Below are 14311 nucleotides of genomic sequence, written 5' to 3'. Positions count from 1 at the left end.
CTTAAGATTTAAATCTCATATTTTGAAAAAATTAGAAGTCGGAAATTTTCTACTCGAAAGTGGAACAGAAATACAAAATGTAGAAATTGCTTATCATATTTTTGGGGAACTAGCTCCAGAAAAAAAAGTGATTTGGGTTTGTCATGCCTTAACTGCAAATTCAGATGCGCAAGATTGGTGGCCTAATTTCATTGGCGAAAATTTAACCTTAGACACCGAAAAATATACCATAGTTTGTGCCAATATTTTAGGTTCTTGTTACGGAACGAGTTTCCAAAAACAAGAAAAACTTCCATTAATCACCATTCGTGATATGGTAAAACTTCACCAAGAATTAGCCAAATTTTTACAAATTTCTGAAATAGAATTGCTTCTAGGAGGTTCTCTCGGCGGAATGCAATGTTTAGAGTGGGCGATTGCAGAACCAGATTTTATTAAAAAATTATTTGTAATTGCTACCAACGCAAAGCATTCTGCGTGGGGAATTGCTTTTAACGAAGCACAAAGAATGGCGCTGGAATTAGGCGAAAACGGAATAGATGCAGCTAGAGCTATCGCCATGCTTTCGTACAGAAACTATGCTACTTTTGAAGCGACTCAAACTGATGAAGAAGAAAAATTAGAAAATTATAAAGCGGCTTCTTATCAAAGACATCAAGGAGAAAAACTCAGAAAAAGATTTTCTAAAGAAAGTTATTTCATGCTTTCTAAAGCTATGGATTCTCACCACTTGGGAAGAGGCAGAAATTCAGTAGAAAATGCTTTGAACCAAATTACCGCAGAAACTTTGGTGATAGGAATTGATAGCGATATTCTTTTTCCTGTTTCGGAGCAAAAATTTATAGCAGAACATATAAAAAACGCAAAGCTAGAAGTGATTTCTTCACTCTATGGACATGATGGATTTTTAATCGAAACTGATAAGATTTCCACCTTGCTTAAAAAGCATTTCAACTTATAAGAAAACACAAATGATGATTTTCAAAAAATTAAAATTAAAAAAATGAGCAAAAAATTAACGATAGGATTGTTTGGTTATGGAGTGGTAGGAACTGGTCTTTATGACGTTTTGCACAAAAGTAAAACGGTAGATGCCACCATCAAAAAAATTGTGGTAAAGCATAAAGATAAGCCTAGAAATATTTCGCCAGAGCATTTTCATTATGATAAAAACGAAATTCTGCAAGATGAAGAAATCAATCTAGTGGTAGAATTAATAGATGATGCAGATGCAGCTTTTGAAATTGTAAAAACTGCTTTAGAAAAAGGGAAAGCAGTGGTTTCGGCGAACAAAAAAATGATTGCAGAACATTTCGAAGAACTGTATGAACTGCAAAAAAAGCATCAAGTTCCTTTCCTGTATGAAGCGGCAGTTTGTGGCAGTATTCCGATTATCAGAAATTTAGAAGAATATTACAATAATGACTTTCTGCAATCTATTCAAGGAATTGTAAATGGTTCTACCAATTATATTTTGACCAAAACTTTCCAAGATAATTTAAGCTACGAAGAAGCGCTGAAAGAAGCCCAAGAAAAAGGCTATGCAGAGAGCAATCCTATTTTGGATACAGGCGGTTTTGATGCACGCTCTAAACTTCAAATTCTATTGACGCATTCTTTCGGAATTACCACGAAACCAGAAGAAGTTTTCAATGTGGGGATTCAGAATTTGGGAGATTTAGAAATCAAATATGCCAAAGAAAAAAATCTACAGATTAAATTATTGGCTTACGCTCAAAAAAGAAATGAAGAAGAAGTCATCGCACTTGTGATTCCTAAATTTGTAAAATCTACTGATACTTTTTCTACAGTGAGTGATGTTTTTAACGGAGTAAAAGTACAAACCGCTTTTGCCGATAAGCAATTTTTCTACGGAAGAGGAGCGGGTTCATTGCCTACTGCAAGTGCAGTTTTGTCTGATATTTCTGCGATTGCTTATGATTACAGATATGAATACAAGAAAATAGCCAACTCAGAAAATCTGAAACTAGCTCAAGATTTTCCTTTGAAAGTGTTATTTAGACATAAAGCTAAAGACAGCAAAAATTTTGAAAATTATTTTGAAGAAATCGAAGAGTTTTACGGCAATAGAGAGGATGCTTATTTCGTAGGAAGTATTCGTTTTCAGCAACTAAAAGACGTTTTCACAAAGCATCAAGATGAGGTGTCATTTGTGTTGATTGATATTTTATAATTATTAACTTGTTTTTTCCTTAAGCGTTATTTTTCTCTGAAAAATGACGCTTTATTTTTTGTATTTTTGGCAGACAACATACAGATTATGCAAACAACAAGCACCGTTTTAATGATAGAGCCCGTTGCATTTGGTTTTAATGCAGAAACGGCACAGAATAATTATTTTCAAGTGAATTCAGAAAATGCTGAAACACAAGGAAAAGCGCTACAAGAGTTTCAAAATTTTGCAGAAAAATTAAGAAGTCGTGGCATCAATGTGATGACAATTAAAGACACTTTAGAACCTCATACTCCAGATTCTATTTTCCCCAATAATTGGATTTCTATGCACCAAGATGGAAAAGTAGTGCTCTATCCTATGTGTGCGGTGAACAGAAGATGGGAACGCAGAAATGATATTTTAGAAAAGCTTCAAGAGAAATTTGAGGTAAAAGAAATCATTGATTTTTCGGCGCCAGAAAAAGAGGGAAAATTTTTAGAAGGAACAGGAAGCATGATTTTCGATCATGATCACAAATTAGCGTATGGTTCTGTTTCGCTGAGGTTAGACGAAGCTTTGTTCAGAGAATTTTGTGAGAAATTTGGTTATACCCCTGTTGTTTTTCATTCTTTTCAAACAGCTAATGGAGAAAGATTGCCAATTTATCATACCAATGTGATGATGTGTGTAGCAGACCAATTTGTGGTGATTTGCCTAGATTGTATTGATGATGAAACCGAAAGAGTGAATGTAGTGAATACCATTTTAGAGTCAGGAAAGGAAATTATAGAAATTTCTGAAAATCAAATGCAACAATTCGCGGGAAATATGCTTCAAGTGCAAAATGAAGATGGCAAAAAGTTTTTGGTGATGAGCGAAACCGCGTACAATGCTTTAACTCCGGAGCAAATTTCAGCTATCAAAAAGTACAATGAAATTATTTATTCTAATCTAGAAACCATAGAAATAAATGGTGGAGGAAGTGCAAGATGTATGCTTGCTGAGGTTTTTTTACCGAAGAAATAAAATATTAACTGAAGCACCGAAAACTTCGGTGCTTTTATTTTTTCCAATCTTTAAAACTCATTTCAAATTTTATTTCCTCTCCGTGGAATCCTACGTCTTTCCAGCCCTGTTTTTTGTAAAATAGTTCTGCTCTAGAATTTGTTTCTGTTGAAAGCCAAATGGTTTTTTGGGTTTTGCTAAAATATTTGTCAAGCATTAATTGATGAAGTTTTTTACCAATACCTTTTCCTTCGTATTCGGGTAAAAGAAATAGCACCCAAACATTATTTTCTACAAAGTCTATAATAGAAAATTCTACAATTTTATCATCAATTTCGCAAACGAAACCTGATCCTCTTTTGGTAATAAACTCTTCTACCAATTCATTAGGAATTAAGTTAGGATTAGAAAGTTGATTTTCTTTTACAGAATTCCTTACAATTTGTATTTGCGGAATATCATCAGTGGTTGCTTTTCTGTATATCATGTTGTAAAAATATAAAAAACCACGAACAAAATTTTGCTCGTGATTTCTTTAATTAAAATTTAGTTTAATATGATGGGTTTTTGTGAGATGAGTTTGCAATTTTTTTATTTTCTATTGATTTTCAAAATTTTTAAGAGCAATTTCAGCGATTTTTCTTGTGATTTCGGTGGGAGAGTTACAGTCACAATTACTAAGGGTAACTGCATAAATATCTTTCGAAGGAATATAAACAGCCATTGATTTATAGCCAAAAAGATGACCTCCGTGTTCTCTAGAAAGCATTCCCGCTATATCTTTTATGTGCCATCCATAACCATAAGAGATTTCTTCTCCATTATTAAGTTTGTATTTTCTAAAAGCTTTTTCTAGGCTCTCTTTTTTCAATAATTTATTTTGTGTTAAAGCATTTTGCCATTGTAATAAATCTTCAGTGGTAGACATTAATGCGCCAGATGAAAACGGAATACTATAGCTGATTACTGTTTTATTTACATACCCACTTTCTTTTTTGTGATAACCATATTAGTTTTAGTTATTCGTTTTTAAATGGTTAAAGTTTTTCTAAAAAAATTTCTTCTATTTAGTTGAAGTATGTTTTGTTTAATAATTTACATTGCAAAGATATATAATTAATTTAGTATTATGCAATACAAAGTAGTAAATAAAATTTATTACTTGATTTAACTTGTTGATTTTCAGTGATAAAAATTCTAGCTAATGAATTGCTTTCAGAAATAAGACAATCGAAATGGAAAGAGTATTACATCAAAAAACAAAAAAAAAGTGAAAATTTCTTTCCACTTTTTATAATATTTTGAAGGTCAAATCTTTATTCTCTCTCAAATTTTGCCAGTTTTTTGTCAATCCAAATCGTTGCCAACGGAAAAAACGCAGCCAGAAGTGCGAATACAGAATCTTCGTCATCCCATTGATAAATTTTTCTACAAGGAAAGGCTAGAATCAGGTACAAAGTGAAAAATAAACCATGAATACTTCCCATCACACTAATGTAAATAATGGGCAAAATTCCCTCCTTGTCCTCACGAATCCAAATCATAGCCGAGAAAAGCAAAAGCCAAGAAATTGCTTCGGCAATACAAATTTGTCTAAACCATTTGATGAGTTTTTCTTGAGAATATTTGGATAAAAAGAAATTTTCGATGAATTCCATTATATAGAGTGTTACTTGATTTGAAGTACAAAAATAAAGATTTAATAATGAATTTTACTTATAAAAACTACTTCCATCTAAATATTCGAAAACTTCTGGTGGAAGTATCGGTCTTACATTTTTGCCTTCTTTAATCATATTTCTAATTTCTGTGGCAGAAAGTTCTATAATTGGTGCATTAATAATGTTTATGTTTTCTTGATTTTTGATTTTTGAAACACTGAGCGAAGTCGAAGTGCCGCCTTCAAAAGTTCTGGGATAGACAATGATTTGATAATCAGACATCAGTTTTTCTGCGTTTTTCCATTTAGGAAGCGAGTCTAGATTATCTTCGCCCATAATGAGTGCAAAAGAATAATTGGGATATTTTTCTTTGAGATAAGTAAGCGTATCAATCGTGTAACTCGGTTTTGGTAAAGAAAACTCTACGTTTGAAGCGCGCATTTTAGGATAGTTTTTCACTGCAAGTTGCACCATATCAAGACGATTGTGGTCTGTAAGCAATGATTTTTTATCTTTAAATGGATTTTGCGGAGAAACCACAAACCAAAGTTCATCCATATCAGAATTTTCTAAAATATAGTTCGCCAAAATCAAATGCCCAATGTGAATGGGATTGAATGAGCCGAAAAATAGTCCGATTTTTTTCATAAATTTTGGGTTCGAGTTCCGAGATTCGAGTTCCGAGTTTTACCACGTAACACGTATCTTATCTCTAATGAAACTTCACATCACGAATATTCAAATAATAGGTTACATTTCCTTTCCAGTGATTTTCTTCTACGGTAAAAGCAATGTCGAAATTTTTAGTTTTGAAATCATCCATATATTGCCCTAATTTAAAGCCAATACATTCTATATTTCTACCAGAAACTGGTTGATGAATGTAGAATTTTAGGTGATTTCCATCTTTACCCATTTGTTTTACGTAACCAGAAACTTTTTGGTTTCTCAGTTCTAAAACAGGCTTCATATTGTGTGGGCCAAAAGGTGATAATTTTCTATGAAAATTAAAGAAATCACGGTTTAAATCTTCTATTTCAATGACAGAATCTATCGTAATGGAAGGGAATTTTTGGTGTTCCTGAATTTTTTCTGCAACTACTTTTTCAAATTTTTCTTTGAAAGCTTCAAACTTATCTTTCTCCATCGAAAGTCCAGCCGCAGCTTGATGTCCCCCGAATTTTAGGAAATATTCGCTACAAGCTTCTAAGGCTTCGTGCACATCAAAATCTGAAACGCTTCTCGCAGAAGCTACCATTTCGCCATTGTTTCCATCGGTGAAAACTAAAGTCGGTTTATAGTACACTTCCGTCAGTCTAGAAGCTACAATACCGATAACGCCTTTGTTCCACTCATTGTGATAAACTACAGTGGTGAAATTATTTTCTTGCTGGGTTTCGATGACTTGGTTAAAGGCAGATTGAGTAGTATTAGCGTCTAATTCTCGTCTGGAATCGTTGAGGTTTAAGATGTCGTCTACAATTTGATGTGCGTGTTTCAAATTGTCTGAAATCATCAGTTCTACCGCAGCTTTTCCATGAGAAATTCTTCCTGCAGCATTGATTTTCGGAGCAATTTCGAAAACGATGTTAGAAATATCAAACGTAGCAATTTTTTCTTCAGGAATCAGGAGTCTTATTCCTAATTTTCTGGTTTTTCTTAAGGTTTTTAATCCCAGTTTTGCCAAAACTCTATTTTCGCCAGTCATTGCTACAATATCTGCGGCAATAGAAATAGCGAGTAAATCGGTAAGTTCATAGAGTTCGTTTTCTGGAATTTTATAAATGGTATTAAGACCTTGACATAATTTAAAGCCCACTCCACAACCCGAAAGTTCTTTGTAAGGATATCTACAATCGGTTCTTTTTGGGTCTAAAACGGCAAAAGCTTTTGGTAATTCTTCGCCTGGTAAATGGTGGTCGCAAATAATAAAATCAATACCTAGAGAACTGGCATATTCTATTTTGTCTAATGCTTTAATTCCGCAATCTAATGCAATGATAAGCGAGAATCCGTTTTCTTTAGCAAAATTAATTCCCTCATCAGAAATTCCATAACCTTCAGAATAACGATCTGGAATATAGAAATCTAAATATTTTTTTTCTACAATTTTAGAAAGATAAAGATACATGAGCGAAACTGCAGTAGTTCCGTCTACATCATAATCACCGTAAACCAGAATTTTTTCGCCGTTTTCTATTGCAGACGCAATTCTGTCTACTGCCAATTGCATATCTTTCATCAAAAACGGACTGTGAATGTCTTCTAACTTTGGTTTGAAGAATTCTCTGGCTTTTTGGTAATCATCAATGCCTCTTAGAACCAAAATTTTTGATTCTAAAGTCCCGAAACCAATCGATGAACTGATGCTGTCTACAATTTCTTCATCAGGTGCTGGTTTGTATATCCATTTTTGGCTCATAAATGCAAAGTTAGAAATTTAAATTCATTTAAATTAGAATAGTTATAAATTATGTCTATTGACTATTATATACTTGAAGAAATTCTAACTTTGTTTAAAACTAAAAATCATGAAATTTATTTCAGTTGTTCTTCTCGGCTTTTTTACATTTTTTATGTCTTGTAGAGAGCTTCCAGAGCAAATTAATTCACCTTTTCAAGGAAATTGGAGTGGAGATTATCAAGGTGCAGAAAATGGAACGCTCACTTTTAAGATTACTTCTGAAGGAAACATTGTAGGCTCCAAAATATCTACTTCTAAAAATTATTCTGAAGAATTTTTAGGCTATATTTTTGCTGATGGAGAATTTTCTTGCAATACCAAAAATGGATTTTTGTTCAAAGGGAAAATTACAGATGTAAATGCTAAAACTTACTCAGGAAATTGGACGCAGAATTTCAACAATACGACTTTTCAAGGAACTTTCACTTTTAAGAAGAATTAAATCAAAGTTTTTTATAAAAATAAAAACCGCCCAAAATTTTTGAGCGGTTTATTTTTTACATTAGCTTTTCAGCTTAAGAATACATTTGTTGTTGTAATTCTTTGATTTTTTTGTCTTCTAGATATTCATCGTAAGTCATATCTCTATCGATAACACCTTTTGGCGTAAGTTCTATGATTCTGTTACAAACCGTTTGAAGCATTTCGTGGTCATGAGAAGCCAATAAAATGTTTCCTTTGAAATTAGACAGTGAGTTGTTCAGTGTAGTGATACTTTCTAAGTCTAAGTGGTTGGTTGGTTCGTCTAAAAGTAAAACGTTTGCTTTTTGGAGCATCATTCTAGAGAACATACATCTCATTTTTTCACCTCCAGAAAGTACAGTACAAGATTTCAATGCTTCGTCTCCTGAGAAAAGCATTCTGCCAAGGAAACCACGCATGAATTCTTCGTGTCTTTCTTCGTCATTTTTAGTGAATTGTCTTAACCAGTCTACTAAATTTAAGCTCTTATCTTGGAAGAAATCAGTATTGTCAAGAGGCATGTAAGATTGGTTTGTAGTAACTCCCCAATTGTATTCTCCTTTATCTGCAGTTGCATTTCCAGAAATAATTTCGAAAAATTCTGAAATTGCCAAAGAGTTTTTAGAAATGATAGCTACTTTGTCACCTTTCTTTAGCTTAATATCTACGTTAGAGAAAAGCAATTCGCCGTCTTTGGTTTTTTCTAAATCTTTTACTTCAAGAATTTGGTCACCTGCTTCTCTTTCCATTTCGAAAATAATTGCAGGATAACGTCTAGAAGTAGGTTTTATATCGTCAATATTCAGTTTTTCAATCATTTTCTTTCTTGCAGTTGCTTGTTTTGCTTTAGCAACGTTAGAACTAAATCGAGCGATGAAATCTTGTAATTCTTTTTTCTTTTCCTCAGCTTTTTTATTTGCTTGTTGACGTTGTCTTGTAGCTAACTGAGAGGCTTGATACCAGAAAGAGTAGTTACCTGTATAAAGGTTTAATTTAGAATAATCTAAGTCACCAATGTGCGTACAAACGGTATCTAAGAAGTGACGGTCGTGAGAAACTACAATTACCGTATTTTCATAATCTGCTAAGAAATCTTCTAACCAAGCGATGGTATCAATGTCTAAGTCATTGGTAGGTTCGTCCAAAATCAAAACATCTGGATTTCCAAAAAGCGCTTGAGCCAAGAGAACTTTTACTTTGTCTTTGTTTTCTAGTTCTCCCATCATTTGCCAGTGCATTTCGTCTTTGATTCCCACGTTAGAAAGCATGGTTTGCGCATCTGATTCTGCGTTCCAGCCTCCCATTTCGTCATAGATTACGCCGAGTTCTCCAGCTTTTATTCCGTCTGCATCAGAGAAATCCTCTTTAGCATAAAGCGCATCCATTTCTTCTTTGATTTCGAAGAGTTTTTTATTTCCTCTTAATACAGTTTCTAAAACGGTAAAATTATCGTAAGCAAAGTGATCTTGTTCTAGAACAGACATTCTTTTTCCTGGTTCTAGTGATACATTTCCTGTGGTTGGTTCTTGTTTTCCTGTTAAAATTTTCAGAAAAGTAGATTTTCCTGCGCCATTTGCTCCGATGATTCCGTAGCAATTTCCTTTGGTAAACATGATGTTTACCTCGTCAAATAAAACTCTCTTCCCGAATTGTAGTGATAAATTAGATACTGTTAACATATTGTTTCGTAAATTTGGCGCAAAAGTAAGAAAAGAATTTGGTATTTCGAGGCTAAGTTTCGGATAAAGAATGAATTATTATGAAGGAAAATAGATTTCTAGGGTAAGTAAATTGACCTTTAAAATTATTTGATTCATAAAAAATTAATAAATTTTAATAAATGATTATCAGTAAGTTGGTTCTTTAATTAAATTAAAATGAGCGGAAAAACTGAATTTGGCACGTGCTTTGGTGCTTGTTTCAAGGTTTTTCAAGTCACTTGTCATTTTAATGAAGATTTCAGAATTCAATAAAAATGGTAAAATTTTATAAACTTTAATATAAATTATGTAAATTTATATTTTAGCAATAATTAGACATTTGCAGTATACAATGAAGATAGAAAAAACCATAAATATTTTAAATAAACGAGCAAAATTCGAGTATGAAATTTTAGAGCAGATAGAAGCAGGAATTGTTCTTACGGGAACCGAAATTAAAGCGCTTCGTTCGTCTAAAGCTTCTATTACAGAGAGTTTTTGTCAGTTTATAGAAAATGAGCTATTCGTTGTGAATATGAGTATTGATGAGTATAAATTGGGTACTTTTTATAATCATAAAATCAAAAGAGAGCGTAAACTCTTATTACACAAAAAAGAATTGCAAAAATTTCAAAGGAAGTTGAAAGATGTAGGGATGACTATAGTGCCCCTAAAACTCTACATAAATGACCGAGGGAAAGCAAAAATGTTGATTGCTTTAGGTAGAGGTAAAAAGCTTTTTGATAAAAGAGAAACAATAAAAAACAGAGAAAATAAAAGAAATTTAGACAGAATATTAAAGAAAACCTAAAAAAACTTTGTTTTTAACGATATTTTGTGTTTATTTTGCATTATCAATTATTTAATCATTTAATTCTATGAAAAATCTAAAATTAGGAATTTCAGCATTGGCACTTACACTTGCCTCTACTGCTTTCGCTCAAACTACTTCTAATCCTTGGGTTATTGGAGTTGGTGCACACGGAGTGAATCACATGGGAGTTGCTAACGGTGGTGTTGACAAAGTATTTGACAACTTCGATCAAGTTTTCACGCTTAACAACTATACTATTACGCCTCCATTATCAAAACTTACTGTTGCAAGAAACCTTAACAAGTATTTTGTACTTGATTGGCAAACTTCAGTAGGAAATGTAGACAACAAAAGATTTGCAATGGGTAAAGAGTTCTTCTTGCAAACAGGTCTTGGTTTACAATTTAAATTTGCTGGCCTTTGGAATGAAGAGTCTTGGTTTGATCCATATGCAAGAGTTGGGGCTAACTACTTAAGACATGATTACTCAGGTCTTACCTTTCCAAGATATGACAATGCAAATGACGCTATTCAAGGAAGTTACAATAGTGATGATTTAGTAGGTAAAGCTAATCATTTTACAGCTGCTGCTGGGTTAGGTTCTAACTTCTGGTTAACTAAAAATTTTGGGTTAAACTTACAAGGTGATTACGTAGCTACACCTGGAGATAATTCAAATGTTGCTAATTTCTGGCAAGCTTCTGCTTCATTAATGTTCAGATTCGGTAATACAGATAGAGATAAAGATGGTATCAAAGATAGCGAAGATGCTTGTCCAGATGTACCAGGTTTAGCTCAATTCCAAGGTTGTCCTGATACAGACGGTGACGGTGTTGCTGATAAAGATGATAACTGTCCTGAAGTTGCTGGTCCAGTAGAAAATAACGGTTGTCCTTGGCCAGATACAGATGGTGACGGTGTTCTAGACAAAGATGATGCTTGTCCATCAGTAGCAGGTCCTGCTGCAAACAATGGTTGTCCTTGGCCAGATACAGATGGTGACGGTATCCTTGACAAAGATGATGCTTGTCCTACAGTTGCTGGTTTAGCTCAATATAACGGTTGTCCAAGAACTGATGTAAACGTAGCTGATGATGTAACTAAAGCATTAAACGATATCTTATTTGATTTTAACAAAGCTACAATTAGACCAGAATCTAAAGAAAAATTAGATCAAGCTGCTGCTTACATTAAAGATTTCCCAGCTGGTAAATTCTTAGTTGAAGGTAGAACAGATAAAAAAGGTTCTGATGCTTACAACTTAAAACTTTCTAGACAAAGAGCTGCTTCTGTTGTTGCTGCTTTAGAAGCTAGAGGTGTAGCTCCTGAACAACTTAAATCAAGAGGTGTTGGTGAAGCTAAAGCTACTGTAGCTGAAACTGCATCAGATGCTGAAAGATTATCAGACAGAAGAGTAGTTGTAGAAGCTATTTCTGCTGCTGACTGGAATGCAATCCAAAAATCAGATGTTCCAGCTCCAAAAAAATCTAAAAAATAATCAATTATTTTAAGATAAATTTAAACACCCTTATTTTAAGGGTGTTTTTTTGTGCTAATTTTCTTATTTTTGCAAACGTAAAATATCAAATTATGGGACGCGCATTCGAATATAGAAAAGCTTCAAAAATGGCTCGTTGGGATAAAATGGCCAAAACGTTTTCTAAAATTGGGAAAGATATCGCTATTGCAGTAAAAGCTGGCGGTCCAGATCCAGATTCTAACCCTGCTCTTAGAAGATGTATCCAAAATGCAAAAGGGGCTAACATGCCTAAAGACAATGTAGAAAGAGCGATTAAGAAAGCTTCTGGTGCAGATGCAGAACATTATGATGAAGTTACTTATGAAGGTTATGGACAAGGTGGTGTAGCTTTCTTTGTAGAGTGTACAACCAATAACTCTACCAGAACTGTTGCAAACGTAAGAGCGATTTTCAATAAGTTTGATGGTAATTTAGGTAAAAACGGAGAGTTGGCTTTTATCTTTGATAGAAAAGGAATTTTCACCATAGATAAGTCTTTAATCAAAATGGATTGGGAAGATTTCGAGATGGAAATGATTGACGGAGGCGCAGAAGATATTGATAGCGATGAAGAAGAAGTGATGATTACCACAGCATTTGAAGATTTTGGTTCTATGTCTCATAAATTAGATGAGCTAGGCATAGAAGCTAAAAGTGCAGAGCTACAAAGAATTGCAAATAATACCAAAGAAGTAAACGAAGAACAGTTCAAAGCTAATATGAAAATGCTAGAGCGTTTCGAAGATGATGATGATGTGCAAAACGTTTACCACAATATGGAAATTACAGATGAACTGATGAATTCTCTATAAAAATAAAAAGCCGCAAATTTTGCGGCTTTTTTTATTGAGGAAATACATCTTCTATATCTTTCATTCTTAGCATTACAGAACGAGCATAAGAACAATGCGGAACAATAGTCCAATCGTTTTCTCTCGAAAATTCTATGCCATTTTCTACCAGTTTTTTTCCCATTCCTTGTCCTTCGAATTTAGGAAAAACCATTACATAAGAAATAATCAGTGTGTTTTTCTCTGGCTGAATCGTATAAGTCAGCCTTCCGATTTCTTCGCTTTCATTGTTAAGAGAAATAAAGCCTCCGTTTCCGTTTTTATGATTTTCAAAAGTTAAATTCATAATCTAAATTTTTATAAAAGTAAGAAATTTTAAAATTCGAACATCATATAATTGCATTTGATTAAATTTCCTTATAATTTAGCATTTCTGTAAATTATGAAAATTTCAAAATCACATCTTTTAGACGGAAAAACGATTTCCATTACAGGTTCGAAAAGCATCTCGAATCGATTGCTTATTTTGGGCAAATTATTCGGAGATTTAAAAATAGAAAACCTTTCAAATAGTCAAGATACTCAACTTTTACAAAAAGCACTGAATGAAAATTCTGAAACGGTAGATATTCATCACGCTGGAACTGCAATGCGTTTTTTGACCTCATTTTATGCCATTCAAGAAGGAAGAAAAACCATTCTTACGGGTTCGGAAAGGATGAAGCAAAGACCCATAAAACCATTGGTTGATGCATTAATAGAATTAGGCGCGGAAATTAATTATCTGGAAAATGAAGGTTTCCCGCCTTTAGAAATTCAAGGAAAGAAAATTGAGGAAAATTTCGTAAAAATTCCTGCCAATATTTCTTCACAGTTTATCACGTCATTATTATTGATAGGCGCAAGTTTAGAAAACGGTTTAGAAATAGATTTACAAGGTGAAATTACGTCTCGTTCTTACATCAAAATGACCTTGAAAATTTTAAAAGACATTGGAGTTGAAACATGTTTTGAAGGAAATAGCATCAAGATTTTAAGTGCAGCGTCGTCTTTATCGAATCAAAAATTAGATAGGCATTATCACTCTTCTAAGATTAAGTATTACACCGTAGAAAGTGATTGGAGTTCTGCTTCTTATTTTTATTCTTTGGTGGCGATTGGTAAGAAAAGAATGCATCTCAAGAGTTTTTATGCACATTCATTACAAGGAGATTCTGCTTTGAAGGAAATTTATTTGAATTTTTTTGGAGTAAATACCATTTCTGATGCAGGAGAGAATAAAATCACATTACTTCCAGATACTCATTTTCAATATCCAGAAAAATTTGTTTTGGATATGAATGATTGTCCAGACATTGCACAAACGGTTTGTGTAACGTGTGTTGCGCTAAAATTACCTTTTGAAATTTCAGGTTTAGGAACTTTGAAAGTAAAGGAAACCGACAGATTGGTTGCACTCCAAAATGAATTAGAAAAAATAGGTTGTAGAACAGAAATTACCGAAAATTCCATCAAATCTTTAGAATTTTTTGATTCAAATAGTGAGATTTCTATTGCCACTTACAATGATCACAGAATGGCGATGAGTTTTGCGCCGTTTGCTTTGGTAAAAGAATTAGACATACAAAACGAAGACGTGGTAGAAAAATCTTATCCAGATTTTTGGACGGATTTTTTTGAGATTACGGAGAGATTGTAACACAGAGTTCACAGAGTTTT

General features: G+C 33.3%; 15 protein-coding genes. 8 read left to right on the top strand and 7 right to left on the bottom strand.

From position 1 onward, the window contains the following. Positions 1-22 precede the first annotated feature (22 nt). The 3 genes from KKQ76_RS09225 to ctlX all read left to right on the top strand — a co-directional run bounded on the left by KKQ76_RS09225 (position 23) and on the right by ctlX (position 3202). Positions 23-961 carry a homoserine O-acetyltransferase family protein gene (locus KKQ76_RS09225; protein ID WP_246501378.1) on the top strand — a complete coding sequence of 313 codons (939 nt, stop codon included), beginning with the start codon at positions 23-25 and terminating at the stop codon, positions 959-961. A gap of 42 nt (positions 962-1003) precedes the next feature. Beyond that, a complete protein-coding gene (locus tag KKQ76_RS09220; protein WP_213196870.1) occupies positions 1004-2194 on the top strand; it encodes a homoserine dehydrogenase in 1191 nt (396 codons plus the stop codon). An 87-nt stretch (positions 2195-2281) separates the two neighbouring features. Next, positions 2282-3202, top strand: a complete 921-nt coding sequence (ctlX, locus tag KKQ76_RS09215; protein WP_213196869.1) for a citrulline utilization hydrolase CtlX — start codon at positions 2282-2284, stop codon at positions 3200-3202. A gap of 34 nt (positions 3203-3236) precedes the next feature. Here the strand turns inward: ctlX and KKQ76_RS09210 are convergent, their stop codons facing one another. The 5 genes from KKQ76_RS09210 to recJ form a co-directional block, all read right to left on the bottom strand. Then, positions 3237-3668 (bottom strand): GNAT family N-acetyltransferase, encoded by a 432-nt coding sequence (locus KKQ76_RS09210; protein ID WP_213196867.1) that lies wholly within the window; start codon positions 3666-3668, stop codon positions 3237-3239. A 111-nt stretch (positions 3669-3779) separates the two neighbouring features. Continuing rightward, on the bottom strand, positions 3780-4133 hold the full coding sequence (locus KKQ76_RS09205; RefSeq protein WP_262897651.1) for a serine hydrolase: 354 nt from the start codon (positions 4131-4133) through the stop codon (positions 3780-3782). A gap of 364 nt (positions 4134-4497) precedes the next feature. Next, positions 4498-4839: a DUF3817 domain-containing protein gene (locus tag KKQ76_RS09200; RefSeq protein ID WP_213189969.1), complete on the bottom strand. Its 342-nt coding sequence runs from the start codon at positions 4837-4839 to the stop codon at positions 4498-4500. A 54-nt stretch (positions 4840-4893) separates the two neighbouring features. Then, positions 4894-5490 carry a nicotinate (nicotinamide) nucleotide adenylyltransferase gene (gene nadD / locus KKQ76_RS09195; protein ID WP_213196865.1) on the bottom strand — a complete coding sequence of 199 codons (597 nt, stop codon included), beginning with the start codon at positions 5488-5490 and terminating at the stop codon, positions 4894-4896. Positions 5491-5554: 64 nt separating this feature from the next. Further along, the gene (gene recJ, locus KKQ76_RS09190; protein WP_069800963.1) at positions 5555-7264 is read right to left on the bottom strand and encodes a single-stranded-DNA-specific exonuclease RecJ; all 1710 of its coding nucleotides are present in this window, start codon (positions 7262-7264) and stop codon (positions 5555-5557) included. Positions 7265-7373: 109 nt separating this feature from the next. Here recJ and KKQ76_RS09185 point away from each other — a divergent pair, with 109 nt between their 5' ends. Further along, complete coding sequence (locus KKQ76_RS09185) at positions 7374-7748, top strand: hypothetical protein (RefSeq protein WP_213196864.1); 375 nt, start codon at positions 7374-7376, stop codon at positions 7746-7748. 73 nt (positions 7749-7821) lie between these two features. Here KKQ76_RS09185 and KKQ76_RS09180 read toward each other — a convergent pair whose 3' ends face one another. Further along, positions 7822-9447 carry an ABC-F family ATP-binding cassette domain-containing protein gene (locus KKQ76_RS09180; protein WP_069800965.1) on the bottom strand — a complete coding sequence of 542 codons (1626 nt, stop codon included), beginning with the start codon at positions 9445-9447 and terminating at the stop codon, positions 7822-7824. Positions 9448-9820: 373 nt separating this feature from the next. Between KKQ76_RS09180 and smpB the strand changes: the two genes are divergently transcribed. The 3 genes from smpB (at position 9821) to KKQ76_RS09165 (ending at position 12613) form a co-directional block, all read left to right on the top strand. Further along, a complete protein-coding gene (gene smpB, locus KKQ76_RS09175; protein ID WP_213189963.1) occupies positions 9821-10279 on the top strand; it encodes an SsrA-binding protein SmpB in 459 nt (152 codons plus the stop codon). Positions 10280-10346: 67 nt separating this feature from the next. Next, the gene (locus KKQ76_RS09170; RefSeq protein ID WP_213196862.1) at positions 10347-11780 is read left to right on the top strand and encodes an OmpA family protein; all 1434 of its coding nucleotides are present in this window, start codon (positions 10347-10349) and stop codon (positions 11778-11780) included. A gap of 92 nt (positions 11781-11872) precedes the next feature. Next, complete coding sequence (locus KKQ76_RS09165) at positions 11873-12613, top strand: YebC/PmpR family DNA-binding transcriptional regulator (protein WP_213196859.1); 741 nt, start codon at positions 11873-11875, stop codon at positions 12611-12613. A gap of 31 nt (positions 12614-12644) precedes the next feature. Here the strand turns inward: KKQ76_RS09165 and KKQ76_RS09160 are convergent, their stop codons facing one another. Beyond that, positions 12645-12938, bottom strand: a complete 294-nt coding sequence (locus KKQ76_RS09160) for a GNAT family N-acetyltransferase (RefSeq protein ID WP_213196857.1) — start codon at positions 12936-12938, stop codon at positions 12645-12647. Between the two features lie 96 nt (positions 12939-13034). On the opposite strand from KKQ76_RS09160, the gene KKQ76_RS09155 reads away from it, so the two are divergent. Beyond that, positions 13035-14291 carry a 3-phosphoshikimate 1-carboxyvinyltransferase gene (locus tag KKQ76_RS09155; RefSeq protein ID WP_213196855.1) on the top strand — a complete coding sequence of 419 codons (1257 nt, stop codon included), beginning with the start codon at positions 13035-13037 and terminating at the stop codon, positions 14289-14291. Positions 14292-14311 lie beyond the last annotated feature (20 nt).

The organism is Cloacibacterium caeni, assembly GCF_907163105.1.
Taxonomy (GTDB): domain Bacteria; phylum Bacteroidota; class Bacteroidia; order Flavobacteriales; family Weeksellaceae; genus Cloacibacterium; species Cloacibacterium caeni_A.
The sequence above is the reverse complement of the archived record's forward strand: the minus strand, read 5'-3'. Positions and strand labels throughout refer to the sequence as shown.